The organism is Saccharopolyspora soli (genome assembly GCF_022678645.1).
GTDB classification, from domain to species: domain Bacteria; phylum Actinomycetota; class Actinomycetes; order Mycobacteriales; family Pseudonocardiaceae; genus Saccharopolyspora; species Saccharopolyspora soli.
In genome coordinates, this window is the sequence record NZ_JALBWV010000010.1 from 84495 (window position 1) to 101132 (window position 16638).

At 68.4% G+C, this 16638-nt stretch carries 18 protein-coding genes and 2 pseudogenes; 11 read left to right on the top strand and 9 right to left on the bottom strand.

Going from position 1 to position 16638, the window contains the following annotated elements:
* Positions 1 to 36: 36 nt before the first annotated feature.
* The 3 genes and pseudogenes from narI to MOQ72_RS46040 all read right to left on the bottom strand — a co-directional run.
* Positions 37 to 1038, bottom strand: coding sequence for a respiratory nitrate reductase subunit gamma (gene narI / locus MOQ72_RS09880; protein WP_308197863.1), 1002 nt, complete (start codon positions 1036 to 1038; stop codon positions 37 to 39).
* Positions 1039 to 1072: 34 nt separating this feature from the next.
* Positions 1073 to 1270, bottom strand: a pseudogene (gene narY / locus MOQ72_RS09890) (nitrate reductase subunit beta); the annotation flags it as partial.
* Positions 1269 to 1403 (bottom strand): annotated as a pseudogene (locus MOQ72_RS46040) (hypothetical protein); the annotation flags it as partial. The pseudogenes narY and MOQ72_RS46040, both read right to left, overlap by 2 nt.
* On the opposite strand from MOQ72_RS46040, the gene MOQ72_RS09895 reads away from it, so the two are divergent.
* The 6 genes from MOQ72_RS09895 to MOQ72_RS09920 all read left to right on the top strand — a co-directional run bounded on the left by MOQ72_RS09895 (position 1363) and on the right by MOQ72_RS09920 (position 7034).
* Entirely contained in the window at positions 1363 to 1926 is a 564-nt protein-coding gene (locus MOQ72_RS09895; RefSeq protein ID WP_242182238.1) for a hypothetical protein, read from the top strand. The pseudogene MOQ72_RS46040 and the gene MOQ72_RS09895 sit on opposite strands and share 41 nt — an antisense overlap.
* A 134-nt stretch (positions 1927 to 2060) precedes the next feature.
* The gene (locus MOQ72_RS09900) at positions 2061 to 2582 is read left to right on the top strand and encodes a YflT domain-containing protein (RefSeq protein WP_242182240.1); all 522 of its coding nucleotides are present in this window, start codon (positions 2061 to 2063) and stop codon (positions 2580 to 2582) included.
* A gap of 234 nt (positions 2583 to 2816) precedes the next feature.
* Positions 2817 to 4076 carry an ABC transporter substrate-binding protein gene (locus MOQ72_RS09905; protein WP_242182405.1) on the top strand — a complete coding sequence of 420 codons (1260 nt, stop codon included), beginning with the start codon at positions 2817 to 2819 and terminating at the stop codon, positions 4074 to 4076.
* Positions 4076 to 5011, top strand: coding sequence for a carbohydrate ABC transporter permease (locus MOQ72_RS09910; RefSeq protein WP_242182406.1), 936 nt, complete (start codon positions 4076 to 4078; stop codon positions 5009 to 5011). Before MOQ72_RS09905 ends, MOQ72_RS09910 begins: the two co-directional genes overlap by 1 nt.
* The gene (locus tag MOQ72_RS09915) at positions 5011 to 5856 is read left to right on the top strand and encodes a carbohydrate ABC transporter permease (RefSeq protein WP_242182242.1); all 846 of its coding nucleotides are present in this window, start codon (positions 5011 to 5013) and stop codon (positions 5854 to 5856) included. The genes MOQ72_RS09910 and MOQ72_RS09915 overlap by 1 nt, the downstream gene beginning before the upstream one ends.
* Before the next feature lie 5 nt (positions 5857 to 5861).
* On the top strand, positions 5862 to 7034 hold the full coding sequence (locus MOQ72_RS09920) for an ABC transporter ATP-binding protein (protein ID WP_242182244.1): 1173 nt from the start codon (positions 5862 to 5864) through the stop codon (positions 7032 to 7034).
* Between the two features lie 83 nt (positions 7035 to 7117).
* On the opposite strand, the gene MOQ72_RS09925 is transcribed toward MOQ72_RS09920, so the two are convergent.
* The 4 genes from MOQ72_RS09925 to MOQ72_RS09940 all read right to left on the bottom strand — a co-directional run bounded on the left by MOQ72_RS09925 (position 7118) and on the right by MOQ72_RS09940 (position 10189).
* Positions 7118 to 7597 carry a CAP domain-containing protein gene (locus MOQ72_RS09925; protein ID WP_242182246.1) on the bottom strand — a complete coding sequence of 160 codons (480 nt, stop codon included), beginning with the start codon at positions 7595 to 7597 and terminating at the stop codon, positions 7118 to 7120.
* A gap of 306 nt (positions 7598 to 7903) precedes the next feature.
* Positions 7904 to 8095, bottom strand: coding sequence for a hypothetical protein (locus tag MOQ72_RS09930; RefSeq protein WP_242182248.1), 192 nt, complete (start codon positions 8093 to 8095; stop codon positions 7904 to 7906).
* Positions 8096 to 8232: 137 nt separating this feature from the next.
* Positions 8233 to 9312: a magnesium/cobalt transporter CorA gene (gene corA / locus MOQ72_RS09935; RefSeq protein ID WP_242182250.1), complete on the bottom strand. Its 1080-nt coding sequence runs from the start codon at positions 9310 to 9312 to the stop codon at positions 8233 to 8235.
* Between the two features lie 451 nt (positions 9313 to 9763).
* Positions 9764 to 10189, bottom strand: coding sequence for an NUDIX hydrolase (locus tag MOQ72_RS09940; protein ID WP_242182409.1), 426 nt, complete (start codon positions 10187 to 10189; stop codon positions 9764 to 9766).
* A gap of 148 nt (positions 10190 to 10337) precedes the next feature.
* Between MOQ72_RS09940 and MOQ72_RS09945 the strand changes: the two genes are divergently transcribed.
* From MOQ72_RS09945 to MOQ72_RS09965, 5 genes are all read left to right on the top strand, one after another.
* Positions 10338 to 10502, top strand: a complete 165-nt coding sequence (locus MOQ72_RS09945; protein ID WP_242182252.1) for a cytochrome c family protein — start codon at positions 10338 to 10340, stop codon at positions 10500 to 10502.
* 26 nt (positions 10503 to 10528) lie between these two features.
* On the top strand, positions 10529 to 11101 hold the full coding sequence (locus MOQ72_RS09950) for a PH domain-containing protein (protein ID WP_242182254.1): 573 nt from the start codon (positions 10529 to 10531) through the stop codon (positions 11099 to 11101).
* Positions 11102 to 11194: 93 nt separating this feature from the next.
* Positions 11195 to 12076, top strand: a complete 882-nt coding sequence (locus tag MOQ72_RS09955; RefSeq protein ID WP_242182411.1) for a PHP domain-containing protein — start codon at positions 11195 to 11197, stop codon at positions 12074 to 12076.
* Between the two features lie 48 nt (positions 12077 to 12124).
* The gene (locus MOQ72_RS09960; protein WP_242182414.1) at positions 12125 to 12958 is read left to right on the top strand and encodes a RecB family exonuclease; all 834 of its coding nucleotides are present in this window, start codon (positions 12125 to 12127) and stop codon (positions 12956 to 12958) included.
* Between the two features lie 26 nt (positions 12959 to 12984).
* A complete protein-coding gene (locus MOQ72_RS09965) occupies positions 12985 to 13380 on the top strand; it encodes a hypothetical protein (RefSeq protein ID WP_242182257.1) in 396 nt (131 codons plus the stop codon).
* Between the two features lie 81 nt (positions 13381 to 13461).
* Here the strand turns inward: MOQ72_RS09965 and MOQ72_RS09970 are convergent, their stop codons facing one another.
* Both MOQ72_RS09970 and MOQ72_RS09975 read right to left on the bottom strand, forming a co-directional pair.
* Entirely contained in the window at positions 13462 to 14664 is a 1203-nt protein-coding gene (locus tag MOQ72_RS09970; protein ID WP_242182259.1) for an Rv3212 family protein, read from the bottom strand.
* Between the two features lie 105 nt (positions 14665 to 14769).
* Positions 14770 to 16563, bottom strand: coding sequence for a DEAD/DEAH box helicase (locus MOQ72_RS09975; RefSeq protein WP_242182415.1), 1794 nt, complete (start codon positions 16561 to 16563; stop codon positions 14770 to 14772).
* Between the last annotated feature and the right edge of the window lie 75 nt (positions 16564 to 16638).

Genomic DNA, 16638 nt, shown 5'->3' on the forward strand with positions numbered 1-16638 from the left:
GTCGCTCTGACGACCAAAAACGCTCACGACCTCGGGTTAGTGCTTGCGGGCTGGGCGCGGCGAGTCGTGCTTGCCGCGGCGCTGGTTGGCGACGCCGACCGGTTCCCAGCCGCGGCGGGTTCGGGTCGCGGCGCGGCTGCGGTAGACGACGTAGGGCCGGAACAGGTAGCGCACCGCGGCGAAGCCGCTGAAGGCGTGCACCAGCCGCGTGAACGGGAACAGCGCGAACAGCAGCATCCCCACCAGGATGTGCGCTTTGAACGACCACGGCACGTCCACCATCAGCCCGGCATCGGGCTGCAGCACGAAGATGCTGCGGAACCACGGCGAAACGGTGGCGCGGTAGTCGTAGCCCTCGATGATCCCGTTGGCCAGCACCGTGGTCAGCAACCCGAGCACGATCGCCCCGACCAGCACCAGGTACATCGCCTTGTCGTTGCCGGTGGTGGCGGAGAACACCGGCCCGTTGCGCCGCCGCCGGTAGATCAGCAGCGCGACCCCGACCAGCGTGCAAACCCCGGCCAGCGCGCCGAGTCCGACCGCCACCACGTGGTACAGCTGTTCGGAGACGCCGAGCGCGGCGGTCCACGACTCCGGGATCAGCAGCCCGATCACGTGCCCGACGATCACCACCAGCAGTCCGAAGTGGAACAGCGGGCTGGCGAACCGCAGCAGGCGCGACTCGTACAGCTGCGATGGCGCGGGCAATGTGGCCAGCACCGCCTCGACCCCGCGCGCGTACGCGGTGCCCTGCTCGCGCAGGGCATCCGCGAGCAGCGCCAGCCCGGCGTGGTGGCTGACCAGCAGCGCGGTGCCCAGCGATTGGTCGGTCGTGGCGGCGAACTCCAGCACGACCGTGAGGTGGTCCGGCAACTCGTCCTCGGGCGGCAGCACTCCGGCGGACCGGTAGATGCGCTTGAAGTCCACAATGGCCCGACCCCGGTTGCTGGTGTCGCCGGTGGACCAGTAGCTCGAGTACTGGCAGCAGCGGCGCCGCAGATCGAAGGTCTCGACGTAGTGCTGCTGCGTGGCCAGCAACGGCGTCGCGTCGAGGTGGTCCAGCAGCTCCCGCAGCGCTCCAGGAGATCTTCATCGGCTCCCCGGAGATGAGCGACCGGGGGCGGGCCACCGGCATCTCGTCGCTCAGCGGCGCGGAGATCAGGTTGCCGTAGTCGTAGGTCCAGGGCTCGTAGTAGTCCTGGATGGTGGGCAGCTTCGGGTTGGCGAACAGCGACATCAGCCGTCGGAACCGGCCGCCGCCGCGCAGCTGTCAGGGTGTGCCAGGGCTTGAGCCGGTCGACGTTGACCGCGAACGCGGTGTAGCGGCGGCCGCCGTGCTCGCTGCCGCTCCACTCCGGCGAGATGATCACCGGTACCGGCCGCGACTGGGTGTCGGCGGGCGTGCTGCTCGGCCTCGCCGGCACCACCTTCGCCGTCGGCGTCCCGGCGGTCAACGCCTGGTTCGCGCCCGCCAATCGCGGCATGGCGCTCGGCATCTTCGGCATCGGCACCGGTGGCACGGCGATCGCGTCGTTCTCCACGCTGCCGCTGACCGACGCGTTCGGACCGTTCGCGCCATTCGCGACCGCATCGGCGGCGTTGGTCGTGGTGGCGGTGCTGTCCTGGATCCTGCTCAGCGATCCGGCCGATCGGGCGATCCCGCTCGGCACGATCGCCTTCCTCGGCCTGGCCGCGGTGCTCGGCGCTGGTGCGGGCGCGGTGTTCGCGCTGGTCGCCAGGCTGGCCCCGGCCGAGGAGGTCGGTGCGGTGACCGGGCAGGTCGATGCCGCGGGCGGGTTCTTCCCGCCGCTGGTGATGGGCGCGATCTACGGCACGGCCGGGGACTACACCTGGGGTTTCGTGCTCCTGGCGCTGACCTTCGCGGCCGTCCGGGAGGAGGCGTCCGCCGGAAACCGGGGGCGCTGATGCGCGGGTGCGAGCCAACCGACATGATCTCTTCGGGCGCCCCTCGGGGTAGCCTGATGGGGTAAGAGACATTACGCCGGAATCGGGCTCGCCCGGTCCCGCCCTTGGCAGCAAGTTCAACGGAGGTGTCAGCGGTGTCCAATCCGTTCACCGGCTCCGGTCGGCCGACGCCGGGCACGCCGAACCTGCCCACTCCGCCGAGCGGCTGGCCGATCGGTTCCTACGGCACCTACGAAGAGGCGCAGCGCGCGGTCGACCACCTCGCGGACAGCGACTTCCCGGTCCAGGAGGTGACCATCGTCGGCGTCGACCTGATGCTCGTCGAGCGGGTCACCGGGCGGCTGACCTGGGGTCGGGTGCTGGGCGGCGGAGCTGCTTCCGGAGCGTGGTTCGGGCTGTTCGTCGGCCTGATCCTGGGCATGTTCACCCCTCAGGGCTCGTGGCTCGGCCCGGTGCTGGTCGGCCTGGGCGCGGGCATCGTGTTCGGCCTGGTCTTCGCGGCGGTCGGCTACGCCTCGACCCGAGGTCGCCGGGACTTCTCCTCGGCGAGCCAACTGGTCGCGGGCCGCTACGACGTCCTGGCCCAACCCCGCCACGCCGAACAGGGCCGAGACCTGCTGGCCAAACTGGCCATGCGTCCACCATCGACGCAGTAGCGCCCAGCGCGCTTTCTGCGGCGATCAGCGCAGTGCGGTGTGGCCTTCGGCGCAACTCCGCGTTGCCCGGTTTTGCCGAATTTCACGTGTTGGCAACAAGGGACCGGTCGCCCTTGCCTTGACTGATCAAGCGTCCTAACTTGCCACCACCGGCTTGCAGGCCGGTGGTGGCAGGCGACGAAGCGTGGGCACCCAGTGCTTGGTCGTACCTGTGACCGGCAACTGGGAGGACCGATCGTGAAAGTTCGTCGCACCCGTCGTGCGGCAGTGCTCAGCGCATCGCTGGCGTGCGCGTCCGTGCTTGCCGCTTGCGCACCGGCCTCCGGTGCGAACACCGTGAACCTGTACTACGCGCCCGAGGAGCACCTGCAGACGGTCGTCGACCGGTGCAACGCGACCTCCGGCGGCCGGTACCAGATCGTCTACCACAAGCTGCCCCGCGAGGCCGATGGACAGCGCGAGCAGATGGTGCGCCGGTTGGCCGCCGGGGACAGCGGGATGGACATCCTCGGCCTGGACGTGACCTGGACCGGCGAGTTCGCCGAGGCGCACTGGATCCGCGAGTGGACCGGCGCGGACAAGGCCGACGCCGAGCGCGGCACCCTGCAGGGGCCGCTGGAGACCGCCACCTGGAACGGGAAGCTCTACGCCGCGCCGAAGAACACCAACGTGCAGCTGCTGTGGTATCGCAGCGATCTGGTGAGCGAACCGCCCGCGACCTGGGAAGACATGATCGCCGACGCGCAGCGGCTGAAGCAGGAGGGCAAGCCGCACTGGATCTCCTTCAGCGGCGCCCAGTTCGAGGGCTTGTTCGTGCACTACAACACCCTCGTCGAATCGGCGGGCGGGCACATCGTCTCCGACGACGGTCGGCGCGCGGTGGTCGACCAGGGTGCGGTGCGCGCCCTGGAGGTGCTGCGCGACTTCGGCAACGCCGGGGTCACCAGCGCCGCGATGAACAACGCCAAGCAGGACGACGCCCGGATGGAGTTCGAGACCGGACAGGCCGCCTTCCAGCTGAACTGGCCGTTCGTCTACCCGTCGATGCAGGAGGACAAGCCGGACCTGGCGCGCAACGTCCGGTGGGCCCGGCTGCCGTCGGTGATTCCGGGCGTGCCGAGCAAGTCCACCATCGGTGGCTACAACCTGGCGGTCAGCCAGTACTCCACCAAACCGGAGCTGGCCTTCGAGGCGGCGCGCTGCCTGCGCAGCCCTGAGAACCAGAAGTTCTCGGCCATCGAAGACGGCCTTCCGCCGGTCGTCGAGTCCGTCTACGCGGACCCGGCGATGGACGCCGAATACCCGATGAAGGACGCGATCCTGGACGCGCTGAAGGATCCGGGCGTGCGACCGGTGACCCCGGCCGCGCAGAACGTCTCCACGGTGCTGTCCAACGAACTGGCCCCGATCGCGGCCATCGACCCGCAGCGGATCGCGGACCGGATGCGCACCGAGGTGCAGAACGCCTTGGATTCCAAGGGAGTGATGCCGTGATGGTGCAGGTGCAACAGCGGGAGTCCGCCGCTGCGGCGGACGGCGCGGCGATCAGCGAGGGCAAGAAGGCCGAACGCAGGCTCGGCTGGCTGCTGTGCGCCCCGGCCGCGCTGGTGATGGTCGCCGTCACCGGCTGGCCGATCATCTACGCGCTGTGGTTGTCGTTCCAGCGGTTCGACCTGAAGTACCCGGACCAGCGCGAGTTCGTCTGGCTCGACAACTACATCACGGTGCTGACCAACGGCTACTGGTGGAGCGCGTTCTGGGTGACTGTGGTGGTCACCGTGATCTCGGTGGCGATCGAGTTCGCGCTCGGCATGGGCCTGGCGCTGGTGATGCACCGCGCGCTGGTCGGCCGCGGGCTGGTGCGCACCGTCACCCTGATCCCGTACGGGATCGTCACCGTCGTCGCAGCGTTCAGCTGGCGCTACGCCTGGACCCCGGACACCGGTTACCTGGCCAACGCGATCACCCCGGACGGCGCGCCGCTGACCGAGTACGCCAGCTCGCTGGCCATCGTGATCCTGGCGGAGATCTGGAAGACCACGCCGTTCATGGCCCTGCTGCTGATGGCTGGGCTGGCATTGGTACCCGACGACCTGCTCAAGGCGGCCGCTATGGACGGCGCCGGAGCGTGGCAGCGGTTCTTGAAGGTGATGCTGCCGGTGATGAAACCGGCCATCCTGGTCGCGCTGCTGTTCCGCACCCTCGACGCGTTCCGCGTCTTCGACAACATCGTGGTGCTCACCTCCGGCGCGCAGGACACCTCGTCGGTGTCGGTGCTCGCCTACAACAACCTGATCAAGGGTCTGAATCTGGGCATCGGCTCGACCATGTCCGTGCTGATCTTCATCGCGGTCGCGCTAATCGCGTGGATCTTCGTCAAGCTCTTCGGCACGGCCGCGCCCGGTAGTGACGACAAGGGGAGGCGTTGATGGCGGGCGTGGGCGGGGCGGAGACCCCCGCGCGGAAAGCCAAGTGGACGGTGCTCAACATCGTCGTCGTGGTCTACGCGCTGCTGCCGGTCATGTGGATCCTGTCGTTGTCGTTCAAGAGCGCGGACACGCTCTCGGACGGCAACCTCATCCCGCGCGAGTGGACCCTGGAGAACTACGCGGCGATCTTCCAGACCACCGAGTTCACCCGCGCGCTGCTGAACTCGATCGGCATCGCGCTGATCGCCACCGCGATCGCCGTGGTGCTGGGCACCATGGCCGCCTACGCGATCGCCCGGCTGGAGTTCCCCGGCAAGCGGTTGCTGGTCGGGGCGTCGCTGCTGATCGCGATGTTCCCGCAGGTGTCGCTGGTGTCCCCGCTGTTCGAGATCGAGCGGGCGCTCGGCCTGTTCGACACCTGGCCGGGCCTGATCCTGCCGTACATCACCTTCTCGCTGCCGCTGGCCATCTACACGCTGTCGGCGTTCTTCCGGGAAATCCCGTGGGAGTTGGAGAAGGCGGCCAAGATGGACGGCGCCACGCCCGGCCAAGCCTTCGCGAAGGTGATCGCGCCGCTGGCCGCGCCGGGCGTGTTCACCACCGCCATCCTGGTGTTCATCTTCTGCTGGAACGACTTCCTGTTCGCGATCTCGCTGACCTCGACGGAGAACTCCCGCACCGTGCCGGTGGCGCTGCAGTTCTTCACCGGTGACTCGCAGTTCGAGGACCCGACGGGGTCGATCTCCGCGGCCGCGGTGGTGATCACCATTCCGATCATCGTGTTCGTGCTGTTCTTCCAGCGACGCATCGTGTCCGGACTGACCTCCGGCGCAGTGAAGGGGTAACCGAAGTGGCCGAGATCGTGCTGGACAAGGTGACCAAGCGCTATCCCGATGGGGCGCTGGCGGTCAACGAGGTGAATCTGGAGATCGCGGACGGCGAGTTCGTGATCCTGGTCGGCCCGTCCGGCTGCGGCAAGTCCACCACGCTGAACATGATCGCCGGGCTGGAGGACATCAGCGGCGGCGAACTGCGCATCGGCGGGGAGCGGATGAACGAGCGCGCACCCAAGGACCGGGACATCGCGATGGTGTTCCAGTCCTACGCGCTGTACCCGCACATGACGGTGTTCGAGAACATGGCGTTCCCGCTGCGGCTGGCCAAGGTCGATTCGTCGACGGTCAAGGAGAAGGTCGAGGAGGCCGCCAAGATCCTCGACCTCGCCCAGCACCTGGACCGCAAACCGGCCAACCTCTCCGGTGGGCAGCGGCAGCGGGTCGCGATGGGTCGGGCGATCGTGCGCAGCCCCAAGGCGTTCCTGATGGACGAGCCGCTGTCCAACCTGGACGCCAAGCTGCGGGTGCAGATGCGGACCTCGGTGTCCAAGCTGCAGAAGCGGCTGAGCACCACGACGGTCTACGTCACGCACGACCAGACCGAGGCGATGACCCTGGGCGACCGCGTCGTGGTGCTGCGCGGCGGCGTGGTGCAACAGGTCGGCGCTCCGCAGCACCTCTACGAACACCCGGCGAACCTGTTCGTCGCGGGCTTCATCGGTTCGCCCGCGATGAACTTCGTGCCGGTCGAGGTCGCCGAGGGCGTGCTGCGCAGCGCGCTGGGTGATGTGCCGCTCAGCGACCGGATCCGCCGTTCGCTGGAGGCCGCGGACGCACCGCGTGAGCTGGTGCTCGGCATCCGCCCGGAGCACTTCGAAGACGCGGCGCTGCTCGACGACACGGCCCGCGCCGCAGGCGCGACGTTCACCGGTGAGGTGGATGTCGTTGAGGAAATGGGCTCCGACAAGTACGTCTACTTCACCCTCCACGGTGGACGGGCGAGCACGGCGGAACTCGACGAGCTGGCCGCCGACAGCGGCAGCGCGGAGGTGCCCACCGACGAAGGCCAGGTGGTAACCCGCCTCGCGGTCGAATCCGCGGCCCGGGAAAGCCAACCCCTAACGGTTTGGTTCGACCCGGACAAGATCCACCTCTTCAACCCCAACACGGGCCAAACCCTCACCTGACCAACCGATTTTTCAAGGTGAAGGGCACCTTTGACCGGCTTACTCGGTAAAAGGTGCCCTTCACGCGTCACCTGTCAGCGTGATCAGAGTCGGCCGAGTGCTTGGGTCCAATAGTGGCGGTAGTAGCTGTGGTCGGTGACGGCGTGGCCGACACCGAGATCGGTGAAGGCGCAGTTGAGCACGTTGCTCCGATGCGGGGCGGTGCGCATCCACTGCCTGAAGGTGCCCTCCGCTGTCTTGTTGCCAGCGGCGATGTTCTCGCCGATGTAGCTGCCGGGGTAGCCCGCCGACCGGGTGCGGGCTGCCGGGACCTGGCCATCGCTTCCGGTGTGGGCGAAGAAGTTCCGGTGCGCCATGTCCGCGCTGTGCGCGGCGGCCGCCCGGCTCAGCTCCGCGTTCGGGCGCAGCGCCGGACAGCCCACGCGGGCTCGCGCGGCATTGGTCAGTTCGAGGATCCGCTGCTCCGGCGAAGACCGCTGGGCCGCCAGCAGCGGCGGCCCAGCGCCGAACTGCGCCAGCAGCACGACGACCGTTGTGCACAACATCCGTGCGCCCAGCGACATCCGCGATCACCTCCGCACAGCACCGATTTGGCTGCGGAAGTTATAGCGGCGCCGTCGTACGACTGCGCGGTGTTGTCGCTGGATCCGGCTACCGGTCGTGCGTGCTGATTCAGGCCACAGTGGACGGCGATCAGAGCTGGCTCGCGATCAGCACGAACAGGGTGACGATCCACCCCATGATCAGCGCGACCAGAACGGTGAGCTTGTTGGTGACCAAGCGAGTCATGGCGGTGCCTCCCAACGTGAATACGAGGATCTGCAAGAGATTCGCTTTCACGATGTGGCCCGCGGTGCTCCCAGCAGGCGTCAGCGCGCAGCGGCGCGCGGCGCGGCGGGAACCGCGTCCCACATCGCGCCGGGTTTTCGCTGCACCCACTTGGTGTGCCGGAACAACCGCTCGGCGATCTCCCGACATGTCACGGGACGTCGCCGCAGTGGAACCGGATCGGTGAGGAGCCGATGCCGGTCCCACCTTTGGTGCTGCAGCAGCCGGTGCATGACAACCTCCTCACGCGCTCGCATCGCTCGAAGGGAACGGGCGAATGACAGCTGGAACGGCGCCCGGCGAGCGGCTGGGCGCGAAATGACCCCGCGTTGCACATCGCCGACGGCGCGGGGTTCGTTACAACGTGCGATCAAAGCCACTTGTTCCGCCGGAAGATCTTGAACAGGCTGATGCAGGCGGCCAGCATCACCACGAGGGTCACGGGATAGCCGAAACTCCAGCGCAGTTCCGGCATTATGTCGAAGTTCATGCCGTAGATCCCGGCGATCATGGTCGGCGTCGAGATGATCGCCACCCACGCGGAGATCTTGCGCATGTCGGTGTTCTGCTGCAGCGTGATCTTGGCCAGCGTGGCGTCCACCAGCGTGGTCAGCAGTTCGTCGAAGGACCCGACCATTTCGGAAACCTTGGCCAAGTGGTCCTCGACGTTGCGGAAGTAGGAGCGCACGTCGTCGGCCACCATCGGCGTGTAGCCCTCGGCCAGCCGCTGCATCGGCTTGGTCAGCGGCAGCACCGCCCGCCGGAGTTCCATGACTTCCCGCTTCATCAGGTAGATCTGCTCGGCGTCGATCTTGGCGCGCGGCTCGAAGACCTCGGCCTCGATCTCGTCGATGTCGTCCTGGATGGCTTCGGTGACGTCCAGGTAGGTGTCCACCACGTGATCGGCGACGCCGTGCAGCACCGCCGAAGGCCCCAACGCGAGCTGTTCCGGATCGGCCTCCAACTGGCAGCGCACGTCGCCCAACCCCGCGTGCTTGCCGTGCCGCACCGTGATGACGAAGTCGCGCCCGAGGAACACCATCAGCTCGCCGGTGTCGACGATCTCGCTGGTCGCCGACCGCGTCTCGGTCGCCACGTAGCGGACCGTCTTCAGCACCATGAACAACGTGTTGTCGTAGCGCTCCAGCTTCGGCCGCTGGTGCGCGTGCACTGCGTCTTCGACGGCCAGCTCGTGCAGGCCGAAGGTCTCGGCGATGCCGTTGATCTGTTCCTCGGTGGGTTCGTGCAGGCCGATCCAGACGAAGCCGGTACCGCGACGCCGGACCTCTTCGATGGCGTCGATGTGGTTCCAGGAGCCGTCCAGCCGGTGGCCGTCGACGTAGATCGCGCAGTCAACGACGTACGCGGCCAGCGGCGCGGTCGTGCGGGCGACCGGCCGCGGCCCACGGTTGTTCCGGTTGCGCAGGCCGAGTGAGGGCAAGTTGGGCACGGCGACCTCCAGGGTCTTGGCGCAGTGCCCCGCGAAACGAACGATTCGGGCGAAACTGCGCAAAGGGGCGCGAAACGGATTCCTCTCACTTTTCGCGCATCCCGGCCAGGGCCCCGAAGGGCAACGCTCGGCGCCTAGCGGCTGGCCTTCCCGGCGGGGATGCGGTTGGTACTGCACGGAAGCGCACTATCGGCACTGCTGCCCACGATCCCTCACCTCCCGAAGGTCATCCACCGCCGCGGTGGTCCCTGAGTCAGCCAACCGGACATGCTACTCCGTCCGAGTGCGATGTTGGCAACGGTGGGCATCCAACATCACAGTCGGCCCCTGGTGACGCTGCATGGAACGGGTGAAATTGGTCGAGTTGGGCGAATCAGATCTGGATTCGCGTTCGGCTCAACCAGCTATGCCAACCAGTCCGTTGACAGGTAACCCGGTCGCCTTTCGGCCATCACTCGTTGCGGGGTAAACAATCCCAGGACTCCAAGGTCTCGGGCAGACCCGCGGTCAACGCGCCATTGCGTTCCAACGCGGCGAAAGTCGCGCGATCCGCCCAGATCGCATCGGCGGCGTCGTCACCAGCGGAAAGTTCCCATTCAATGCTCCGACAGGAGTAATCCAGAATCTCGTAGGTGCCCTGCGGGGCGGGTCGGAAGATGCGTCCGAGAAGTTCTCCGACCACGACGGACAGCCCCGTTTCTTCGAGAACTTCCCGCTGTACCGCTGAATGGTCGGTCTCGCCCTGCTCCACTCGGCCACCCGGAAGGGACCACTTCCCCTTGCCGGGTTCATGCGCACGCTTGACCAGCAGCAACCGACCGCGCGGGTCGTGAATTACCGCACCGACGCAGCGGATCACAGGATTCTCAGATATCATCATCAACACGGAGGGTAGTTGATCCGGGCCTGCCCGGAAACGACTGACCCAAGTGCGGTACAAAGCTGCCGTAAAGCGGCGGAGTGCGGTACAACGGATCAGCAGGCGCCTGCGCTACTCAAGGGCATTTCGGACGGGGTGCGTCACAGTGAACATGAAGAAAATCCTCACGTGGGCCGGGGTTGCGTTCCTCCTGTTCTTCCTGTTTTCCGCGCCAGACCAGGCCAGTAATGTCGTCAACGGCATTCTGGGCAGTCTGAGGGGAGCAGCTGAAGCCGTCATAACGTTCATGCAGAACCTCTTCACGTCGTAAAGCACGAGCCGCGGGAGGCGGGTGCCTTGTTCGCTCCGAGGGATCCCGACGAGTACCTGCTGGACACCGAGCGCCGGGTGATCCGCGTCCGGCGGCACTGGGCATGCCTGGTGTGGGACCTCTTCGAGGCGGCGGGTCTGCTGGTGGGCTTGGTGATGGTGTCCTACCTGCTGCCCAGCGGCAGCGGGTGGGTCGTCCAGAACATCCTCTGGTACGCCGGGTTGATCGTGCTGGTGCGCTTCACGTACCAGGTCTTGGACTGGTACGTGGAACGCGTCGTCGTCACGGACAAGCGGTTCCTGATGACCTCGGGCATCTTCACCACCAACGTGGCGATGATGCCGATCACCAAGGTCACCGACCTGACCTTCGCGCGATCGCTGATGGGCCGGATCTTCGGCTACGGCACGCTCGTGGTCGAGTCGGCCGGTCAGATCCAGGCGCTCAACCGCATCGAGTACGTGCCGAATCCGACCGAGGTCGAGGACGCGATCTCGGGGCTCGTCTTCGGCGACAAGAAGGGCCAGCAGCAGGACCGGTTCTCGATGCTCAAGGCGCGCCGCGCCGCGGTGGGCAAGAGGAAGGCCGCCAAGCTCTGATCACGGACCGTCACGGCGGCGCGGGCCGCGTGGCGCACTCCGTGGATCCATGGCTGGGTGCAGGTGCGGATCGGCTCCCGACCATCGGCCACACTGGTGGGTGTGCGAATCGACCTGCACACGCATTCCACCGAGTCCGACGGGACCGATACGCCTGCTGAGCTGGTAGCGACCGCGATCGATGCCGGGTTGGACGTGATCGCGCTGACCGATCACGACACCACGGCGGGTTGGGCAGCGGCTGAGCGGGCCGTGCGCGATCGGGCCGGGTCCGGCCGGTTCCAGGTGGTACCGGGCGCGGAGCTGTCCTGTTCGTGCCCGGACGGCAGCGGGCGGAAGATCACCGTGCACCTGCTGGCCTACCTCTTCGACCCGAACGCTCCGGCGCTCGCGCGGGAGCAGTCGCGACTGCGCGCGGAGCGCCGGGAGCGGCTGTACGAGATGGCACGGCACATGGCCGGGGACGGGTTTCCCGTCGACCCGGACGCGATCATGGCGGGGTTGCCGCCCGACTCGCCCGGCGGCCGTCCGCACTTGGCCCGCGCTCTCGTCAACGCCGGAACGGTGGCCAGCGTCGACGAGGCGTTCGCCAAGTACCTCGGCGGCCGCGGTCGGTACTACCTGCCGCGCACCGACACCCCGGTGCACCGCGCTATCGAGATGATCGCCGAGGCCGGTGGGGTGACCGTGCTGGCGCACCCGTTCGCGACCGCGCGTGGTCCGGTGGTGACCGCTGATGTCATCGCCGACCTGACCGGGCGCGGGCTGTCCGGAATCGAGATCGACCATCCTGATCACGACCCCGAGACGCGGGCTCGGCTGCGCGGGCTGGCCGTCGAGTTGGATCTGATCACCACCGGCAGCAGCGACTACCACGGCACCAACAAGACGATCCGGATCGGCCAGGAGACCACCCCGCCCGACTCGCTGGACCGCCTGATCGAGCGAAGCAGCGGTAGCGCGGTCATCGGCTGAACGGGGCACGTCGTTGGAGTAGCGGGAAAACTGCGTACTGTGGGGATCGTGCAGGGGCAGCTCGGTCTCGAAGGAATTCCCAGCAAGCTGGTGCGGGTTACACCGGCCAGGCTTGCGACTTGGGCGCAGTGCCCCCGGAAGTACCGCATGACCTACCTGGACCGGCCGACGCCGACGCGCGCCGGAGCTTGGGCGAACGCCACGTTGGGCGCGGTGGTGCACAACGCGTTGCGCGCGTACTTCGAGTTGCGGGCTGATCAGCGCACCCCGCAGCGGGCCGCCGCCTTGGTTCGCGAGCACTGGAAGGCCGACGGTTTCGCGTCCTCGGCCCAGGCCGGGGAATACCGACGCCGCGCCCAGGAGTGGGTCAGTTCCTACGTCGAGCAGTTGGCGCCCGACGTGGCGCCGTTGGCCGTCGAGCGCTGGGTGTCCGCGCCGCTGGGGTCGATCATCGCCGAGGGGCGCGTGGACCGGATCGACGAGCGGCACGGCGAACTGGTCGTGGTGGATTACAAGACCGGCAGGCACGGGTTGCGCGTCGACGACGCTCGGCGGTCGTTGGCGCTCGGGCTGTACGCGTTGGCAGTGCGCAGGAATCTCCATCGGCCGTGTCAGCGGGTCGAGCTGCACCACCTGCCGACCGGGACGGTCGCGAGCTGGGAGCACAGCGCGGAATCGTTGGCCGAGCTGCAGGATCGCGCCGAGCAGCTCGCGGGGGAACTGCAAGCGGCGACGGACGCGTTCGACGACGGGGCCGATGAGCAGGCGCTGTTCCCGGTGCGGACCGGGCCGCACTGCTCGTGGTGCGACTTCCGTGCGCACTGCCCGGAGGGCCAGCAAGCAGCGCCGAACCTGCCCCCCTGGGCCTTGCTGGGGGATTGACGAGCATGCGACCGGAGGACGGGCCGATGCGCACACCTGCTTCGCAACGACCGCGGCCACCCAGGACGAGGCAGCCGCCGGAGTCCGGCGATCTCCCGCCGCGACGGTCGCGCGGTCGGCACGCGCTCAGCACGAGGAAACCGGCCACCCGCGCGGGATCGGCGCTGCGGAACCTCACCGGAGCCTTGGCGGCAGGTTCGGTGCTGCTCAGCATCGCACTCGTGGTGATCCAGTTCTGGGCGACGAACCAGGGCCAGGAAGGGCCCGGTCTACCTGCGGTGATCGCCCAACTGGTGGCCGCAGTCGTGGCCTTGGCGCTGCAGGCGACGGCGGACCGCCACCGCGACGTGCCAGGCGGCTTCGCGACCTGCGGCGTGCTCGTGATCGTGGTGGGCTCGCTCTGGTTCTGGTGGTGGCTCTGAAAGTCTTTTCTCGTGGTCGTTCCGCGTGGCGGTGCGGCTAGCGGACGACAGGCGTGAGAACTGGCGACGTGCCGGTGCTCGTCAGTGCAGGGCGACCAGGGTGTCGCCGCGTTGTTCCAGGATGACCGGGCCGACCGCGTTGAGCTGCACCGGGCCTGGGGAGCCCGCCCGGTCCACCGGGATCACCCGCTCGCGGTCGCCGGTCGCCGGGTCGAGCACCGCGAGGCCGTCCCGCACCGGTACCAGCATCTTCCCGGCGAAACCGACGCCGGGGCCGAGCGTGTCCGGGAAGGTCCACAGTGGAGTGAGCGTGGCCGGGTCCAGGGCGACCGTGTCGGTGCCGGTGTGCCAGTAGATCCGGCGCCCCGTCGCGGTCGACTCGATCTGCACGTTCGCCCGGAGGTCGGGCGTGCCAACACGTACCGGGAAGTGCGCCACCTCAGCGCCCGAGTTGTCGAAGACGACGACTTCGGACCGGTCCCGCAGGACCACCGCGACGCGTTCCTCGGTGACCGCGACGACCCCGGCCGCCGCGCTGCCGAGACCGACGCTGAAGATCTCCTCGGGCTTCTCGTCGTCCTCGGGGTGGGTGTTCAGGACGGTGATCCGGCCCTGTTCTTGCGGGCAGTTCTCGACCACCCCGGCCCGCTCGTCGCCCACCGCTATCGATGAGTAGGTGCACTCCGGGCGCTTCATGTTGTTGTTCGGGTTCTTCACCGCGGGCGGCATGCCGAACTGCTGGGTGCGCACCAGATCCGAACGCCAGGACTCGAAGGACCGCTGACCGGTGGCCGTCACGTAGGTGCCGTCGGTCAGCAGTTGGGTGCCGAACTCGGCGTCGGAATTGCGCAGCGGTCCGCGCACCCCGGTCGGGCCGCGCAGCGAGGTGACTTCGCTGCAATTCAGCGACTTGCGGTAGACGGCGAGGGCGCGGTCCCACTCCGCGCCCACCGTGCACAGCGGAATGTCGCGGGAGTAGCGCCAGGCGACCCGGCCGGTGATCGGGTCGTGGCCGAGCACCTCGTTGCCGGAACCGGTGATCACCGCAGGACCGGCCACCACTGGTACCGGCGTGGCCGGGCTGGTCGCGCGCCACGCCTCGGTCAACGCGGCCGGAATGCCGGTGGCCGCTGGAGGTTCGGCCACCGGCTCGGCCGCCGTTTCGGACACCGTGGCCCGCGCATCGCTGTTGAACCAGATCACGGCAGCACCGACGACCACGGCCACCAGGATGAGCGCCACCACGGCGAGGTCGGCTTTCGTGCGCCGTTCCGGCCGGACCACAGAAACTCCTCGATCGGCGAGCTGTCCCAAGACGAGCTTAGAGCGGTGTGCGTGCGAAGCCGGGGTGGGAACCCGGTTGCTCACGCACCGCCGCCGCCTCCGGAGCTACGCGGCGCCGCCTTCGGCGTTGCCGCTGCGCGCCGCGTCACCGGCTTCGCCGGACGGCTCGCCCGAGCGCCGCCTGCGTCGGCGTCGGCGCGGTCGCTCGCCCGCGTCCGCTTCCCCGCCTGCGGCGGGCGCGTCCGTGGGCTGCGCGCTGGTCTCGGCGCCTCCGCGCGTGCGGCGGCGCTGCCGTCTACCCGAGGGCCGGGTCTCGGCGTCGCTGTCCTGGCGCGCGCCGGTCTCGGTGTCGCCGGTGCGCTGGTCCGCTCCGCCGCGCGTGCGGCGCCGGTTGCGCCGTGGCCGCTTGGTATCGCCTTGCACCTCGGGCTCGGCGTCCAGCCCGGCGCGGGTGCGCTTGGCCAGCGGCAGCCGCCCGGTCACGTCGGCCGGGATGTCGAGGTCGCTGAACAGGTGCGGCGAGGTGGAGTAGGTCTCGACGGGTTCGGGCTTGCCCAGGCCGAGGGTGTCGCTGATCAGCTTCCAGCGGGGCTCATCGTCCCAGTCGACCAGGGTGATCGCGACGCCTTCGCGGCCTGCTCGCCCGGTGCGGCCGATGCGGTGCACGTAGGTCTTCTCGTCGTCCGGGCACTGCAGGTTGATCACGTGCGTCACACCGGCGACGTCGATGCCGCGGGCCGCCACGTCGGTGGCCACCAGGATGTCGACCTTGCTGGAGCGGAACGCCCGCAGCGCCTTCTCGCGCGCACCTTGCCCGAGGTCGCCGTGCACCGCACCAGCCGCGAAACCGCGTTCGGTGAGTTCGTCGGCGAGCTTCTGCGCGGTCCGCTTGGTCCGGCTGAAGATCATCGCCAGGCCGCGATCGGTGGCTTGCAGCGCCTTCGCGATCAGCTCGGTCTTGTCCATGGCGTGCGCCCGGTAGATGAACTGCCGGGTGCGTTCGTGCACCGCGCTCTCGTCCGCCTGCTCGGCCCGGATGTGCGTGGGCTGCGTCATGAACGTGCGGGCCAGGGTCAGGATCGGGCCCGGCATGGTGGCCGAGAACAGCATCGTCTGCCGCTGTTCGGGGACCATGTGCAGGATGCGCTCGATGTCCGGCAGGAAGCCGAGGTCGAGCATCTCGTCTGCCTCGTCGAGCACCAGTCCGCGGACCTTGCCGAGCACCAGGTGGCGCTGTTCGGCGAGGTCGAGGAGTCGGCCCGGAGTGCCGATGACCACGTCGACGCCCTTGCGCAGCGCGGAGATCTGCTCCTCGTAGGGGCGGCCGCCGTAGACCGCGACGGTGCGCACGCCCAGGTACTTGCCCGCGTCGGTGAGATCGCGGGTGACCTGCAGGCACAGCTCGCGGGTCGGCACCACGACCAGCGCCTGCGGGGTGCCGTCGCCGGGCAGGCTCAGGCGGTGCAGCAGCGGGGCGCCGAAGCCGAGGGTCTTGCCGGTGCCGGTGCGCGCTTGACCGATCAGGTCCTCGCCGCGCATCGCCAGCGGCAGGGTCAGTTCCTGGATGGCGAAGGTGTGCTCGATCCCGGCGTCGCGCAGCGCGCGGACGATCTCCGGGTGTACGTCCAGTTCGGCGAACGTCGGTGCGTCCGGACTGGTCGTGGTGCCTGCTTGCAGCGGTGCGCTGGTGTCGATGTCGGGAGCGCCGGACTCGCGGTGCTCCAGTTGTCGATCGTCCACTGTGTCGGGGGTGCCGCCCCCGGTCTGATCTTCGAGGCCGCCGGGGGCCTGGCTGTTGGTGAACGTCAGAATGATCGCCTCTCTCGGTACCTGCGCGCATGCGCCCCGCAATGGGCCGATCCGTGGTGACGTCCTCCCGGCACGGCGGCCGCTTGTCATTCCCAGCCGCTCGCAGTGCTCGTGGTCATCGACCTGGTAGTGCGCGCCTTTTTCGCTCAGCGGTGCGTCCGCTGT